Genomic DNA, 17,003 nt, shown 5'->3' with positions numbered 1-17,003 from the left:
TACAAATGCAGATTAATTTTTCTGCAATTCTGACTGTACTGCGGCCATTACCCCTTCGATCTGTCCCAATGCCAGCATCCTTCCTAAAAATGAATAGCCGGGATTATATCCTTTGTCAGCATCTTCTGTTAAAAGCCTTCCGTGGTCAATTCTCATAGGCAGGTCAGGATTTTCTTTTTCAAACACACGGATCACTTCAATGAGCTTTCCTCTTCCTCCCAGATGATGCGCCTCGATAAAATCACCATTTTCAAAGACATTGGTACTTCTCAGGTGGACGAATTTTGTGCGGTGGGCAAATTTCTGAGCCAGTTTCGGAACATCATTCTGAAGATTGGCGCTTAAGGAGCCTGCACAGAATGTCAGTCCATTGTGAGGATTATCAACAGCGTTTAAAAGCCAGTCAATATCTTCTTCGTTGGTGACTATTCTTGGTAAGCCTAATAATGAAAAAGGAGGATCGTCAGGATGCACACACATCTGAATATTCCATTTTCCGCAGACAGGCATTATTTTTTCAAGGAAATATTTCATGTTCCGGCGAAGCTGGTTTTTATCTATACCATCATACAATGCCAGCAGATTTTTGAAAACAGCCACCGGGTTCTGATCACCTTCTTTAATATTTCCGTTAATGAATCCTTGTGTTTTTACAATCACTGAGTCTATCAGATCATTGTTGTCCTTTTCCGTTAACGTATTTTTTAATTCTTCTACTTTTTGAAGTACCTCTGAATTATAATCGTTTTCTGCTCCTTCCCTCTGCAGGATATGAATTTCGAAGTAAGCAAACTTGGCTTTGTCAAAATAAAGTGATGACGAACCGTCCACCCATTCATGAAAAAGATCGGTACGCGCCCAGTCAAGAACAGGCATGAAATTGTAGCAAACTGTTGTAATACCCGCTTTACCCAGATTTTCAAGGCTTGTGATATAGTTTTCTATTAAAGAGTCACGGTCTTCACCTCCGTATTTGATGGCTTCGCTTACGGGAAGACTTTCCACAACAGACCAGCGAAGTCCGTGGCTTTCTATATAGTTTTTATAATCATTAACAGCCTCCAAACTCCAGACTTCTCCGTTAGGGATATCATGTAATGCAGAAACAATTCCTTCTACTCCGATCTGACGGAGTGTACTGAGTTTTATTTTGTCTTTTTTGCCAAACCAACGCCAGGTTTTTTCCATAATCTTTAAGTTTTAATTCAGGTAAACAAAGCAGGTGCTTTCACACCTACTCCGTTACTGATATGAATGTAGAATATGATTAATTGTATCCGGGGTTCTGATATTTCGCCTTAATATCTGCAGAAACTTCCATGGCATCAAGCTGATTCTGAGGAATAGGTCTCAGATAATGAAAAGGCTTTATCGTTCTTGTTACTGTCTGCGGAGTATGATCTCCATAAGAAGCTCCCCCGATCTGATAAGTAGCAGCATATTCTCCCCACTTCTGTGTACGCACCAGGTCATACCATCTGTAAAATTCTCCGTAATATTCACGGGATCTTTCTGCAAGGATATAATCAATGGTAATTACGGATGGTGTGGCAGCAGTCATTGCAGCACTGTTATCTGCTACATAAGCGGTATTCTGGGCATTGTTGAACTTCCATTTTCCGGCACGGGAACGGATGACATTGATAAGATCTCTGGCTGTCATAGCTCCTGAAGCTCCTTTTACAGCCGCTTCTGCTGCTATAAAATACAATTCTGAAAATTTAGCAACATTGAAAGGACGGGTTAATCCTGCATTAGGGTATCCCAAGCCGTTCGGATCATCAGTACGGTACGTTCCTATCTTCCACAGACCCGGATATACAATCCTGTTGATTCCGTTGGGTGCAATTACCCAGTCTGCTCTTCCCGGTAAAGTACCTGCCCCTACACCATTTTGACCAGCTCCTGAAGGATATGAAGGAGTTTGGCTGTCATCATTAAGAAAGCTTAGTATTGCTCCTCCCGGCTGTACCGGCAGGTTATTTGCGTTATACAATACAGGGACACTTGTAAGACCTGTTCCGTTTTTATTCCAGTTTCCTCTGTACGTGGTTACAAAAGTTCCATCGTAACGGGAATCATTGGTCTTATCAGCAAAAGTATTTTTAATGACTCCCAAGGTTGGACACATACGAACCCATGGACGCCCCAGAGATTGAGCCGCTTCACGCTGCACTGCACTTACAACATCAGCTCCTGCCCATGCTGTTGTTTTACTGCTTTTTATAGCCGTATAATTCCATGTCTGCATCCAGGCGGCAAAATTGTCAGGGGCCCATCCTGAGCCAAATCCTACAGGGTCGCCTTCATTATAGTAGGTGCTTGACTGCGTGTGGTCTGCATAGAGCATACATTCAGTGTTTCTGTCATTAGGGCCTGCATTTACATCGTAGAAAGTAGGCTGAAGCCCGTACCCTCCGGGGTTGGTAATTCCCGCCATTGCTATATCATAAGCCTGCTGAAAATACCATTGGGCATTATGGGCATCAGGATCGTTTCTTGAAACCTCCGGGTAAGTAGGGATGTTATTGGGATTTTGCAGCCACCATCCATAAGTAAGATAAGCTTTGGCTAAAATAAGTCTCGCCACATTTTTAGTGACTCCTCCGGTTACCCTTGGTGATGCTGGAAGATTGTCAACGGCTTTAAGTAAATCGGGAAAAATAACTTTGGTATATACTTCTGAAACTGTATTTCTTGCCGAAGTTGTGGAAGGTACAGTATTAAACTTCAGTTCTCCGGCCCCCAGATCCAAAGGTACTCCTCCATACGTCTGAACCAGCATAAAGTAATCAAATCCTCTGAAAAATCTGGCTTCAGAAATCATTGATTCTGCAATTCCGAATCCCGGTCCTTTTTCTATAATTCCATTAGCTGTATTAATATATGGGAAAACAGATCCCCAAATCATACTTGTAGGGAAAGTATTGGAATTGATGTTACCATTTCCGGACATATCCAGCTCCTTAAAGTTACCATCAGCACTTTGTGCCCAGGTAGACTCGTCAGTTCCATTCTGGCAATTGCTCATAAAGTATCCGTTGCCATACAGCAATCGCAACTGTCTGTACAGAGAAGTAAAGCTCTGTTTGATTCCGTCCGGTGTATTAAAGTAGTCAACAGTGTATGTTGATCTTGGCTGTTCGTCAAGAATTTCATTACATCCTGTAAATGTTAATGATAAAAAGATGGCTCCCATTATCAGTTTTTTGTTAAAATTTATCATGACTGTCCAATTTTAAAAGGTTAAGTTAAGTCCCATTAAGTAATTTCTTGTAGAAGGGTTATTGGTACCTATAATTGGCTGGCGGGTTTGATATCCGCTTACCGCCTGGTTTTCATTCCCTAAAGAGTTAGGTTCCGGATCCATTCCTGAGAATTTGTGATAAGGAGAAAATAATACAACAGGGTTTGTTACCGTAAAATAGATTCTGAAGCTGGTGATTTTCAAATCTTTTAAAAACTCTTTGCTGACATTATAGCCCAAAGTTATTGTACGAAGCTTAAGATATGAGGCATCAAACATCGCTAATGTGGAAGCATATTTCGGATTATCACCGCTTAGATGACGTCCCGGACGTGGAAAGTAGGCTCCTGTATTATTTTCTGTCCAATAATCTACATCAACGTTATTACCTCGGCCTGTTAGCCTGTTAAGATAACTTGCAGAACCATATATAGAGCTTATCAGGATTCCTCCATGTTGGAAAGCCCCTACAGTACTCAGCTCAAAATTCTTGTAGGCAAAACGCATATTGAATCCTCCCTGAAACTTCGGAGCTGTATCAAAAATCTGTCTGTCATCAGGTCCTATTGCTCTTACAGGGGTTCCGTCAGGATTATAACCTCCGGTATACAGTACCTTAATTGAGCCAATAACATCGCCAGCATTCCCCGGCTCCAAAATATTCTGATAAGGATCGCCTGCCTGCCAAAGACCTATATACTGATAATCGTACAAAGAGTTAATATTATGTCCTACAAACCATAAGTTATTGACATCGCGTGTAGTTCCGGATGCAAGAGATAAAATTTTATTTCTGTTGGTATAAAAATTAACTCCTGCCTCCCAGGTAAAACCATCAGGATTATCAATGATAACACCATTAAGGCTCACTTCTACCCCTTTGTTTTCCGTTTCTGCCACATTGGATACAATAGAGCCTATAGCAGGTGGATGGAGGTAAGTTTTTCTGGGTCAAAAGATCGAATGTATGGGTTTTGTAATATTCTACACTCCCTGTAAGGCGATTATTAAATAATCCGAAGTCTACTCCGTAGTTTTGGGTTTTTGAATATTCCCAGCCAAGATTAGGGTTCGGAGCCTGGCTTACATACACCCCTGTACTGTTGGCAGTCCCAAAATTATAAGGAGTAACTGTAAGTGCTCCCAATGTAGAGTACGGATTTACAGCCTGATTGGAAGTCTGTCCCCAGCCGGCTCTGAATTTAAGGAGATTAATCGCTTTGATATTCTGCATGAAAGATTCGTTGGTAACATTCCATCCTAATGATAATGCGGGATAGGTATGCCATTTATTGCCTGGAGCCAGCCTGGAAGATCCGTCGGCACGCAGGGTTGCCGTCAGCATATACTTGTTATCGTAAGTATACATTATTCTTCCCATCGCGGAAAGCAAACCGGTTTTCCAATATATCTGGTCCTCTGGTCGTACGGTAATATCTGCCTGCGGAGACTGTCCTAAGTTATAGTACTGGAAAAAATCTGCCGGGACATTCTTTGCACTCATGTATGAGCTTGTATACTTGTTACCCTCTGCGGAGTACAGCCCTACGGCATTAATCTTATGCTTGCCAAATGTACGGTCATACGTTAAAAGGTTTTCCAGCACCCAATGGTAGGTCTGGTTATTCCCTCTTCCTGCAGCAGACGGTCCCTGAGGGTTGGTATTAAAAACTCCCACCCCGGTATAGTTTCCACTATTTGAGGTACGGAAATCCAATCCTACATTCAATCGGTATTTTAATCCTTTGATTGGTAGGTTGGCTTCACCATAAAGATTGTTGTAGGAGGCAAAAGACTTGGTTTCATCTATATATTTATCTCCTAAGTTGTCTAAGCCTCTTCGTGTATAAATCCATGTCTGATCGATCCCACCCGCTGTACTCATTACTCTTTTCAGGCTCCCATCCGGATTATAAGGATTAGCAATGGGAGAATACCCCAAAACCGCTCCCGGATTTACTCCGTTTCCTTCAGAGATGGAATAGTTTGTGTTTGTTGTAAAACCGAACCTGAAAGTGGAACCCACCTGCTGGTCAATGGCCATTCGCAGGGCAAATCTCTCATAACTCTGAATAGGAATTAATGCATTTTGCTTGAAATAGGATAATCCTACATTATAATTCCCGCCTTCTGTTCCTCCTGAAACACCAATATCATGGCTGGTCATCATTGCAGGCTTATAATACAGGCTCTGCCAGTCTGTATTCGTATTGTTGTTCTCATCAACCCCGTTGGTATACAAAGGCGTTGTATTGCCTGCAGGAGTAGCATAAGCACGCAGTCTTGCAAACTTAGGACCATCCATCATAGGATATTTTGAAAACAAGGTCTGGACTCCGGTAAAAGTGTTGTAAGTAAACTTTGGTTTCTGCCCCTTTGCTCCTCTGTTCGTAGTAACGAGAATTACACCGTTTGCTCCTCTGGACCCGTAGATCGCTGTGGCAGAGGCATCTTTCAGGATATCAATGCTTTTGATATCGCTGGAGCTTATATCTCCCAGTGATCCTACAAAAGGAATACCATCCAACACGATCAAAGGGTTATTATCCCCTGTCAGAGATCTGGTTCCCCGGATACGGATCTGCATGGCAGCACCCGGCTTTGTGGAAGTCTGCGAAATATCAACCCCTGCCGTTCTTCCCTGTAATGCCTGGGTAATATTGGCAGAAGGTACTTCACGCAGGGCATCTCCTTTTACAGTGGCTACAGAACCTGTCACAGCTTCTTTTCTCTGGGTTCCATATCCTATTACAACAACTTCATCTATTTTATTTTCTTTAGCTACTGTATCTTTCTTAACCTGTGAATATGCTATGCCGGAAGGCAATAAAGTCATTGCAAAAAATAATGCCGCTCTATTGCTTTTATTGAAATAAAATCGGTTCATAATTATTATCTTTAGTATTAGTTGTTGAATAAAAGGCTGTTTAATAATTATAATTTCTAAAATCCTTAGTGTTTATGAGCCTTTTATTTTCTTATTATATATACATATTCACGATGGCTTCAAACAATTCCTGTTTTCCGCTTTTTGGCTGTGGTTCGCCGATTTCGTGAGCTATCCTCTGAAGATCTTCCAGTGTAAGCGTACCTGCCTCAAATGCTTTTCCGTTTCCGTTATCAAAAGAAGCGTAGCGGTCTGTTTTCAGTTTTTTATAATCCGAATTTTCAAGAATATCTGCTGCTGCAAGAAGACCTTTGGCAAAAACATCCATTCCTGAAATATGAGAAATGAATAAATCTTCAGCATCAATAGAATTTCTTCTGATTTTAGCATCAAAGTTCACTCCTCCGGCTCCTAATCCGCCTGATGGAAGCAATACAAGCCATGCCTGAACCATATCATAATAATCTATCGGGAACTGATCCGTATCCCAGCCGTTCTGATAATCTCCCCTGTTGGCATCAATACTTCCCAAAAGTCCTGCATCTACTGCAACCTGAAGTTCATGCTCAAACGTATGACCTGCCAACGTAGCATGGTTCACTTCAATATTCAGCTTAAAGTCTTTGTCTAATCCATAATGTCTCAGAAATCCGATTACGGTTTCAGAATCATAATCATACTGATGTTTGGTAGGCTCCATCGGTTTGGGTTCGATCAGGAAAGTTCCTTTAAAACCTTGCTGGTGGGCATAATCTCTTGACATGGAAAGGAAACGGGCCAGGTGGTCTTTTTCACGTTTCATATCAGTATTTAAGAGACTCATATATCCTTCTCTTCCGCCCCAGAAAACGTAATTTTCACCACCAAGTGCGATGGTTGCATCTATTGAATTTTTCACCTGGGTTCCTGCACAGGCTACAACATCAAAATTCGGGTTGGTAGATGCGCCGTTCATGTATCTTTCATGCGTGAAAACATTTGCTGTTCCCCATAAAAGCTTGATTCCTGTTTCCTGCTGCTTTTGTTTTGCATATTCTACAATAGTCTGCAGGTTTTTCTCATAATCTTTCCAGTTATTGGCAGGGTCTACCAGATCGATATCGTGGAAGCAGTAATAATTGAAGCCCATTTTAGACATGAATTCAAACCCTGCATCCATTTTGTGCATTGCTCTGGTCACTGCATCGTTTCCGATGTCCCAAGGATGGTGGATGGTAGGTCCTCCGAACGGATCGCTTCCGTTTGCACATAAGGTATGCCACCATGCCATTGCAAATCTGGTCCAGTCTTTCATAGGTTTTCCCATCACGGTCTTTTCAGCATCATAATAGCGGAATGCCAACGGATTCTTGCTGTCCTTTCCCTCAAACTTGATTTTTTCAATACCTGTAAAAAACTCTTTTGTACCTGTTAAAGTGTTCATATTTATCTGATTATTTTTAATTTGTTTTTTAATTTTTTGCGTAAAGATCCCCTTCTCACTGATTCCTAAGAGTCAGTAAGCTGATGAAAATTCTGTTGTAACCGTTCTAGATTATTTCGTTAAGATGATGTTTCCATCTGGCATAGGCTTCTAAATATTGTTCTTGTTTTTCATGCTCGGGCTCTATCACCGCTATTTTTTCAAGTGAAGAAAATGCTTCTCTGGAATCTGAATAAAATCCTATTCCCATTCCTGCAGCTCTTGCAGCTCCTACCGCTCCATCGGTATCATACAGTTCAATGACCGCATTGCTGACACTGGATAACGACTGGCGAAAAATTGAACTTAAAAACATGTTGGCATTTCCTGCACGGATCACCTGAATATCCATTCCGATATTTCTCATGATATCCATTCCGTATTCGTAAGAGAATACAATCCCTTCCTGCGCTGCACGCAGTATATCTCCTTTTGTATGTATGTTGAAATTAATTCCGTGAATAGAGCAGCTTGTATCTTTATTTTCAAGCACTCTTTCGGCACCGTTTCCAAAAGGAATAATACTTAAACCTTTTGAACCGATCGGTGAAAGTGAGGCCATATCATTCATATCACCGTAAGAAGAAAGTGAGGTCGCGAAATTATGCTTCAACCAGGAATTTAAAATTCCTGTGCCGTTAATACAAAGCAAAACTCCCAGTCTGATCTGTTCCGGTGTGTAGTTGACATGGGCAAATGTATTTACCCTTGATAACTTATCGTATTCCAGCTGATCCAGAACTCCATATACTACTCCCGAAGTTCCTGCTGTAGAAGCAATTTCTCCCGGATTAAAAACATTCAGGGAAAGGGCGTTGTTGGGCTGGTCTCCTGCCCTGTATGAAATGGGCGTTCCTTCTTTCAACCCTAGTTCCTGCGCAGCATCGGAGGAAACCGTCGCCTGGATTCCAAATGTAGGCACAATTTCCGGGAAAAAGCTTTTCGGGATTCCATAGTAGTTAATGATATCTTCCGAAATACAATTGTTTTTGAAATCCCAGAAAATTCCTTCCGACAAGCCTTCAATGGTCATGCCTATCTGCCCTGAAAGTCTCATTGCGATATAGTCTCCCGGAAGCATTATTTTGTCTGTCTTTTCAAAAATTTCAGGCTCGTTTTCTTTTACCCACGCCAGCTTTGATGCGGTAAAATTTCCTGGTGAATTTAACAGCTGTGACAGGCATTTTTCTTCTCCTATTTCTTTGAATGCTTTTTCACCATAAGGCACTGCACGGCTGTCACACCAGATAATAGACGGTCTTAATAAGTTCTGGTCTTTGTCTACCAAAATCAAACCATGCATCTGCCAGGTGATGCCGATTCCTTTAATATCTTCAGGGTGTACTCCAGATTCATGCATGACAGCTTCATGGGCCAATTTCAGATTGATCCACCAGTCAACCGGATTTTGCTCTGCCCATCCCGGATGAATCGCAGTGATTTTCATTTCTTTTTTGGGAGAAAATTCTGAAGCAATCACTTTTCCACTGGATGCCTCAATGAGACAAACTTTCACAGAAGAACTGCCAATATCATAGCCTAGTAAGTACATAATTTTTAAGAAAGGTTATTTTATAAGTTTTGTATTGTTTTTCTTGTAGATCTTAGCATCGAATCTGTAATATCTTGCTGCACGGTGTGATACATCTTTTTGAATCTCGTCCAAAGGAACAATGTATGGAAATGAAGATATCTTTTTATGGAAATTTTTAATATCTATATTTTTTTCACTTAAAGCACTGTATAGCTGATAGAGCTGTCTTATGGTAAATCTTTTTGGCAGCAGCTCAAAAATAATTGAGAAATCTGATTCGATCCATTTTCTGATCTCAACCAGAGACTCGTTTATAATTTTGTTATGATCAAAAGGCAATACCGGAACCTCATCAACAGGATACCAGTCTACGGTATCATATTTTGTACTGTTGATCTTATGATCTATTTTACAAAGGGAAAGATAGGCCACTGTAATGATCCTGTCTATATGATGTTTGTATTCTTTATCCATCCATTTTATATCATGCACATTGCTTGCCCTCATAGGATCTGCAAAGCATCTGAATTGCTTAAGTACCATTTTCTTAATTCCCGTAAGTTCATGAAGTACCCTTTGTGCAGCATCATCCACATCTTCATCACTGAAAATAAGGCTTCCCGGCAGTTTTCTCTGTTTTTCCAGCGGGATGTCATCCACGTGGCGCTGTACTAATAATATATTCAACCGGTTTTCATAGTCGAATCCAAAAACAACACAGTCTACAGAGACATAGGTATGAATAAAGTTCTGATTCATTAGTTCGTTAACATTTTGGTAACATTACAAATATAAAAATTCATCTGAATAAAAAAAATAAATTCACCATTATCTACTGCATATCAATACATTACATATCGATTTTTTATGATATCAATTGTATAAAAATTATGATAAGGTTATCATTAATTTGACACTTACTTATTTTATAAGGTATGAATTTTCAATCAATTGCAATATTGCCAAGTCAAAAAAATGATCGTTATTTTTTGAGTAATTAGTATGATAAGAAGAACTCATTTTTTTTTCATTTTGCTTGAAAAAAAAATATAAAAAACACACTTTTTATTATTAAAAACGAAACTAAAATCTATCTTTCTTTACCACTTTTCCTGGTCTAGCTCTAAAATTTTATGAAACAATGAATTTACAGATCAGGATGATCTGGTATTAAAGGAATAAAAAATCTAAATAGAGGCATCGGTATAAATTATATATTGGTTGTAAAGGGCATTTTTCAAAATTCAATATTCCATATGTCTTATGAGAACATTTGTCATATAATTTTCCACTTATCCTATAATAAAGCAGTTTTTTATCTGATCTGTAACGCCGTAATGATCTGAAATCAATAATGAAAAATATAAAATCAAACAAAAAAGGAATCTAAGTTAGCCGGAATATAGCATTTTCGAACACTTTGACAGAGCCTGAATGTTTATCAGAAACTATAATAAAAAAAGTATTACTACAAAAAAATTGTAGTAATACAAAAAAAATATACATAATATTCAGACCTATGTATCCTGTTAATGCCTTATATTTCTCAATATAGGCTACATATGAAAAAATTATTGAATAGCCTTATAATACCTCAACGCTCACTGAAGATCAACGGCAATAAGCAAGCCCCCATGCCATCATTTCCCCTTCTTCAGCAAACCTCTATGAAACCCTATAGCTTCTTGTGAATATGTTATTTCTAATTTCCAGTTTCCCGGTCTCTTCAAATCAAACCTACAGAATTATTTTCTGTAACAGATCAGAACATTTTCTTCCAAAAGTTTAATAGTCCATTACAATCTGTACCGGTTAAATCAAAACTGCTCGGAATTTCATCCCATTTACTCCAGTACGTTACCAAACGGGTCCCTACAGGAGTCTTATCAAGCTGTTCTTTTACATAATCGGAATACGTATTATATAAATCTCTGTCTGGCAGTATTGTATCGTCGATTAAACATGAAGTATCTATATTTTCATAAAAAGAATTAAAAAAGTAGAATGCATCATAATCGGAAAAAGAAATTTCATTGATATTGGAGTGTATAAATTCTACATTGGTAATTTTATGCCTGGCGGCTATTTTTTTTGATATTTTAGTGAGAGAAGCTCTCTGCTCGACACCAAAAAACATTCCTTTTGTAGAAGCTGCGCCCACCAGACAGAACTTTCCGGCACCAGCACCAATATCCAATATTTTACTATTGGGTTCTTCAGCGAGATACTCAGCCGCCATTTTGGCAACAGCGATAGGGGTCCAGTGACGGCTTGCCAATTCTTTTATATGATTAGGGTAAAGTTCATTAAAGGTACTATCTTTAACCTCAATATTTGATTTGAGATTTTTAAAAATCATTGGATAAGTTAAATATATTCTTCATTAGTTAAAATTCGCTTGTGCAAATATCTGCTGAAATGCTTAGAAAACCAAAAGCAATATGGGTTTGATTTCCTTAATGTTCTCTTCACGGGCAAAAGGCTTACAATTTTTAACGTTCTATGTACAACTGGTACAAGTCCAAAGGCTGTTTCATCACCCTCAGACGGATCTGACCAGGTATTTTGGGGATGAAGGTTGTAATGGTACTCCATAAATACCTTGATTTTTGGAGCACCATTATCAAAAAATCCTATGAATATTAAGATTTTCGGTTTTAGCCATCTTCATCCTTAGTGAAATGATCAATCATTCATTTAGTTTCTGTTATCTACCCACCAAAAATAGCCATCAGAAATTACGTCTACAAAATCAAAACGATTGGCATCTCCGGTTATTGTCAGTGTAGCACCGCCTCCCTGCGCCGAATAAGAAAATCCGGAAGGTATGAGCCCCGGCCCTACCTGTGTCGGACCATAAACCGAACCGATAACAACATTACAGCCTGATCCTCCATAAATATAAAAACGGATAAGTCTGCCGGCAAAGTTTGTAGCAGCAGGAAGTGTAATAGTATGGACCTTGTCTACAAAGTAGAAATCAACAATTGTGTCCGGAGCAGCATTGGTCCAGTTAGTCGTTCCATTTAGTGCTAAATTTGCAGTTCTAGCACGGACAGATTCACGTGACAAAACATTACCACTGCCATCTACAACCAAATATTTATCTGCTGAAGTTGTAGACATCGGTGTATTTGTGATACGTGCATTTCCACTTACGTGAAGATTGGCTGCCGGTGCATTCGTATTGATCCCTACATTACCGTTATTCAAAATATTCAAACCTGAACCTGCTGTATTATTTGCCTGTAACGTGGCAAATGTTCCTGTTCCCGAAGCTGAAGTGTTCGTAATTTTAATGATTCCGTTTGTATTTGAGGTCCCATTTGAAGATGCAATATTCAATGCAGTTCCTGTAGTTAATCCTGTAGTAGAAATATCTAAGGCTTTTCCTGTGGTTACAGCATTTGCATTCAGATTGGTGGCCGTAGTTGTGGTTGCCGTACTGTTCCAGGCTATATTATTTGTTCCCATTGTCACTATACGGTTTCCATTAAGAGAACCATCACTATTATAAATATTGGCAGGAATCCCATTGGTTACTTTCTGCCATACAGAACCGTCAAAATAGTAATATCCCTGTGTTGTAATATTAATCGTCTGCCCTGAGGGGGCAGCATTTGAAGCATTATTTACGTAAATCAGTGTTCCACTTTGTGCTGTTCCATATGCTGAAGATTTCAAATTAAGATCTGAGATCGTCAAGCGTGGCGCTATCAATCCTTCGGGAACTCCGGGAATCGTTCCGGTAGTTTTTGCCGTAATATCTAAGGTTGCAACAGGTGTAGTATTATTTATCCCTACCTGTGAATTAAACAACATAGGAATACTTGCAAAAATTCCTAAAATAAGCTTTTTTTTCATCTTTAGTTGTGTTTTAAGTTAACATTTATAAAATAAACATTATTAAAAAATATCAATTAAATAACAGGTTAATTTGAATTCAGAATAGGAACAGCAATATCATTTGTAAAAGAAAGTAATAATCCGTATATTTAAGTTTATGAAATTCAGATATTAAACGAATTATCACTTATGGTTTTTCTATAGTGAATTGTATATTCCAAGTGCTCAATGTATTCATCTTAAAATCCATATTATTATTTAGCTAAATTAAACTGTTAATCAATAAATTACAATGATATTTATCTTTACAAAATTTGATTTAAGTCAAATTTTGCTTAGCTTAAAATAACTTAGATTTGTAGCAGCTATGATGTCAAAATTTCTTTTTAATAATCAGTATCTCTTTAATGAGCTTCCCCTGTATGATCGGGAGATGCTCAGAAAAGCGATGCAGAATAAGAATTACCGCAAAAACCAAGCTATTTTTACCGACGGAACAATACCTGCCGGTATTTTTTACTTAAAAACAGGAAAGGTAAAAAAATACAAAGTAGATAACGACGGCAGAGAGCAGATCATCTATATTTATAGTACCGGAGAATTTTTTGGATACTCAGCCATTTTAAGTAATGAATCCTATGGAGATACCACACAAACTATTGAAAACTGTGTCATTGCTTTTATATCAAAAGAGGATTTTTTAAAGATTCTTGATCAATCCGCTGTCTTTTCCAGACTGCTCCTAAAAAGCCTGAGCCATGAGTTCAGCGTGATGGCCAATCTGATGGCTGTCCTTTCCCAGCGTACAGTAAGAGAGCGGGTAGCGCTCAGTTTACTGATTCTACACAAAAAATATGAAGCAAGTACCACGGAAGATAATAATGTATATATTACGCTCTCCCGGGCGGACCTGGCCAATATGGTAGGAACGGTTAATGAAACATTAGCACGCATACTCCATAATTTCAGGCAGGACGGACTTATTTTGATGGATAGAAGAAAAATACAATTGATAGATGTCGAGCGGCTGACCCATATTGCTAACCTGCATTAAGCTTTTGTTATTACAGGAATGTATATACCGTGAACGAGCTACTTACTTCTTTATCCCTCTTGGAGATCTTTTTATATAATTGTACAAAATAATTTACTGATGTTCAGGCATAAAGGAAAAAAACGCACCTATTCCCATAATCTAAAACTAGCTTCTATTTTATCCTGTGTAGCAGGATTGGTCAATATTACAGGGGTACTCGCTGTAAATACATTAACCACCAATGTAACAGGGCATTTTGCCTTTTTTTCGGAACAGCTGTTTTTGAAGAATTACAGAATGGCCTTTATGTATTTGCTGTATATTCTTTTCTTTTTAATAGGAGCCTTTATTTCAGGGCTGATTATGGAGTGGGCCTCCCAATACAGATCACATAACTCCTACATCATTCCCATATCCATTGAGACGGTTATCATGCTTATCGTAGGTTTTACTCCTATTCTACTGCTCAGGAGTGATCCTTCACTTTCCATAATTATCTCTTCTGTTCTTCTCTTCGTTATGGGGATGCAAAACGCGCTGGTAACCAAAATATCCCAATCTGTTGTAAGAACTACCCATCTTACCGGGCTGTTCACGGATTTGGGTATAGAGCTGTCACAAGTCTTTTTTTATAGGGAAAAAGGAGAAAAGACAAGACTGCATAAAAGTATATTTTTAAAGCTTATCATTATCAGCTGCTTTTTTTTAGGCGGGATAATCGGAGGTTTCACCTTTCAGCATTTTGAACTGAAAACACTTCTTCTTCCTGCGGGTCTGCTGGTTTTCGCTTTGTGGTATGACCATATTCTTTTCAGGTATTATCATTTGAAAAGAAGATTCAGGCATCATGATTAACTGTAAAGTCTTTCAATGTATTGCTAAAGCTGTTCTCTATTGAAAGGAAAGTTACAGTCAAAAGAAGAATATTTTATTTTTAACCTAATTTTTTATGGCCGGCAGATGGCTTATAAGAAAAAAATACAGGAATATACAAATGATGGTCTCTTTTAATAGTATATTGTATAATCAAACTGCATCCTATTATGTCTACCAAACATAATGTTCGTTCTCGAACAAAAAAGATCAAAAAATTCTTTGGGCTACTGGGTCCGGGGTTAACTACTGGGGCAGCTGATGATGATCCGTCCGGTATTGCCACATATTCCCAGACCGGGGCACAATTTGGCTACGGACAACTGTGGACGGCACTTTACATGCTGCCGTTTATGACAGCTGTACAGGAAGCCTGTGCGAGAATCGGGATGGTTACCGGTAAGGGTCTTACTGCAGTTATCAAAGATCATTACAGCAAAAAAGTCCTGTATGCTTCGGTAGGGCTTGTTACCGTCGCCAATACCATTAATATTGGGGCAGATATCGGAGCGATGGCCGCAGCTGCCCAGCTGCTCATCCCTGCTAACTTTGTTGTGCTGATGCTGTTCTTTACCCTTATCATTCTTTTACTGGAGATTTTTACAAGTTACCGGGTGTATTCAAAAGTACTTAAATGGCTGGCCCTATCTTTACTGGCCTATCCTCTTACGGCATTTATTATTGACCAGCCCTGGGCAGAAGTAATAAAGAACTCTGTGGTTCCCCACTTTGAATTTTCCTTTAGTTTTCTTTTCATCATCACCGGTGTATTTGGTACTACCATCACTCCTTATATGTTCTTCTGGCAAGCTTCCCAGGAGGTAGAAGAAGAAAATGAAAAGGGCCTGATGCGGGATGGAAAACCCAGAATCGGATGGCCACATATCCACGCTATGAGAAAGGACAATAATATCGGTATGGTGATCTCTGAATTTACGACCTGGTGTATTATACTGGTGGGGGGAACTGTACTGCATAAGAGCGGTGTCACCGATATTAGCACTGCCGCCGATGCTGCAAAGGCTCTGGAACCCCTGGTACATTCCTTCCCCAATTCAGGGTTTATCTCCAAGATCATATTTGCCGTAGGGATTATTGGTCTGGGATTGCTTGCTGTCCCTGTACTTTCAGGATCAGCATCCTATGCCGTTTCCGAGGCTTTCAATTGGGACGCAAGTTTCGGGTACAAATTCAGAAAAGCGAAAGGCTTTTATATGGTCATTATCATATCTACCCTCATTGGCTTATCCATAAACTTTATTGGTATTAATCCGGTAAAAGCTCTCGTTTACACAGCTGTGCTTAATGGTGTGGCAGCAGTACCTCTCCTGTTTCTTATCATCCGGATATCTGCAAATGAACGGATTATGGGAGAATTTAAAAGCGGATGGCTTTCCAAGGCATTACTATGGGCCACTTTTATCTTCATGGCGGCGGCATCTATTGCCCTGTTTTTTACTATTTAAAATTAAAAAGGGAATAGGGCCTAATAAAATTTAGCCTGGAGTTTTATGAAGAGGGTTTATCTGATTTTTAAATATCTTTAATGGGTTCATCACGATACATTTTATACAGATACAGCCGATTAAATATCAGATTCTGTATGTTTAAAACTGTTCTGAATTAGGGTTGCATCCTGATCTTTTTTCATAGCAGCAGGTTTTTTTAAAGTTTGTTTAGATGTCAATTGATCCGGATTTCTTTCACTTCCTTTTTATCCAGATTAGCCTTACTGATCGTTATATGCAATAATCCGCCTTTATAATAGGCTTTGATCTGTCCCAAGCTAATATTGTCCGGTAAACGAAAACTGCGGGAAAATGAAGATGCTGAAAATTCTTTTCTTACATAATTTTCTTTTTCCTCTTTTTTCTCCGTGCTGGTTGTAGCACTCATTATCAGTATCCCGTTTTCAACGGCCACTTTAAACTCTTTTTTCTTAAATCCCGGAGCTAAAACTTTTAGCTTATATACCCCATTCTTATCAATGATATTAATGGCAGGTTCCATTTTTACTGATGCATTTAAAAATTCATCTTTTTTCCAAAAGTCTTCTATTGTATTTTCCAATGGAGATTGATTGGCTTTTCCTGAAGTTTTCATAATAAAACTATTTTT

Annotated in this window: 13 protein-coding genes; 3 read left to right on the top strand and 10 right to left on the bottom strand. The window is 39.0% G+C overall.

Annotated elements, in window-relative coordinates:
* Nucleotides 1-12 precede the first annotated feature (12 nt).
* The 9 genes from uxuA to MUW56_RS20500 form a co-directional block, all read right to left on the bottom strand.
* Nucleotides 13-1,188, bottom strand: a complete 1,176-nt coding sequence (gene uxuA / locus MUW56_RS20540) for a mannonate dehydratase (RefSeq protein ID WP_292014949.1) — start codon at nucleotides 1,186-1,188, stop codon at nucleotides 13-15.
* Nucleotides 1,189-1,267: 79 nt separating this feature from the next.
* On the bottom strand, nucleotides 1,268-3,226 hold the full coding sequence (locus tag MUW56_RS20535; RefSeq protein ID WP_292014948.1) for a RagB/SusD family nutrient uptake outer membrane protein: 1,959 nt from the start codon (nucleotides 3,224-3,226) through the stop codon (nucleotides 1,268-1,270).
* 12 nt (nucleotides 3,227-3,238) lie between these two features.
* Entirely contained in the window at nucleotides 3,239-4,147 is a 909-nt protein-coding gene (locus MUW56_RS20530) for a hypothetical protein (RefSeq protein WP_292014947.1), read from the bottom strand.
* Nucleotides 4,107-6,134, bottom strand: coding sequence for a SusC/RagA family TonB-linked outer membrane protein (locus tag MUW56_RS20525; protein ID WP_292014946.1), 2,028 nt, complete (start codon nucleotides 6,132-6,134; stop codon nucleotides 4,107-4,109). The genes MUW56_RS20530 and MUW56_RS20525 overlap by 41 nt, the downstream gene beginning before the upstream one ends.
* Nucleotides 6,135-6,228: 94 nt before the next feature.
* Nucleotides 6,229-7,557 (bottom strand): xylose isomerase, encoded by a 1,329-nt coding sequence (gene xylA, locus MUW56_RS20520; protein WP_292014945.1) that lies wholly within the window; start codon nucleotides 7,555-7,557, stop codon nucleotides 6,229-6,231.
* Nucleotides 7,558-7,663: 106 nt separating this feature from the next.
* Nucleotides 7,664-9,148, bottom strand: a complete 1,485-nt coding sequence (locus tag MUW56_RS20515; RefSeq protein ID WP_292014944.1) for an FGGY family carbohydrate kinase — start codon at nucleotides 9,146-9,148, stop codon at nucleotides 7,664-7,666.
* A gap of 15 nt (nucleotides 9,149-9,163) precedes the next feature.
* Nucleotides 9,164-9,889 carry an NUDIX domain-containing protein gene (locus MUW56_RS20510; RefSeq protein WP_292014943.1) on the bottom strand — a complete coding sequence of 242 codons (726 nt, stop codon included), beginning with the start codon at nucleotides 9,887-9,889 and terminating at the stop codon, nucleotides 9,164-9,166.
* A 1,003-nt stretch (nucleotides 9,890-10,892) separates the two neighbouring features.
* Nucleotides 10,893-11,489 (bottom strand): methyltransferase domain-containing protein, encoded by a 597-nt coding sequence (locus MUW56_RS20505; protein WP_292014942.1) that lies wholly within the window; start codon nucleotides 11,487-11,489, stop codon nucleotides 10,893-10,895.
* A 338-nt stretch (nucleotides 11,490-11,827) separates the two neighbouring features.
* Nucleotides 11,828-12,994 (bottom strand): hypothetical protein, encoded by a 1,167-nt coding sequence (locus tag MUW56_RS20500; protein ID WP_292014941.1) that lies wholly within the window; start codon nucleotides 12,992-12,994, stop codon nucleotides 11,828-11,830.
* A 349-nt stretch (nucleotides 12,995-13,343) separates the two neighbouring features.
* On the opposite strand from MUW56_RS20500, the gene MUW56_RS20495 reads away from it, so the two are divergent.
* From MUW56_RS20495 to MUW56_RS20485, 3 genes are all read left to right on the top strand, one after another.
* On the top strand, nucleotides 13,344-14,030 hold the full coding sequence (locus MUW56_RS20495; protein ID WP_292014940.1) for a Crp/Fnr family transcriptional regulator: 687 nt from the start codon (nucleotides 13,344-13,346) through the stop codon (nucleotides 14,028-14,030).
* A 99-nt stretch (nucleotides 14,031-14,129) separates the two neighbouring features.
* Nucleotides 14,130-14,867, top strand: coding sequence for a YoaK family protein (locus tag MUW56_RS20490; protein WP_292014939.1), 738 nt, complete (start codon nucleotides 14,130-14,132; stop codon nucleotides 14,865-14,867).
* 188 nt (nucleotides 14,868-15,055) lie between these two features.
* Nucleotides 15,056-16,351, top strand: a complete 1,296-nt coding sequence (locus MUW56_RS20485; RefSeq protein WP_292014938.1) for an NRAMP family divalent metal transporter — start codon at nucleotides 15,056-15,058, stop codon at nucleotides 16,349-16,351.
* Nucleotides 16,352-16,568: 217 nt separating this feature from the next.
* Here MUW56_RS20485 and MUW56_RS20480 read toward each other — a convergent pair whose 3' ends face one another.
* Nucleotides 16,569-16,988: an Hsp20/alpha crystallin family protein gene (locus MUW56_RS20480; protein ID WP_292014937.1), complete on the bottom strand. Its 420-nt coding sequence runs from the start codon at nucleotides 16,986-16,988 to the stop codon at nucleotides 16,569-16,571.
* Nucleotides 16,989-17,003 lie beyond the last annotated feature (15 nt).

Origin of the sequence: Chryseobacterium sp. (assembly GCF_022869225.1) — a bacterium.
Lineage (GTDB): Bacteria > Bacteroidota > Bacteroidia > Flavobacteriales > Weeksellaceae > Chryseobacterium.
Note: the sequence above shows the minus strand (reverse complement) of the source record. Positions and strands in the feature narration are given on the sequence as shown.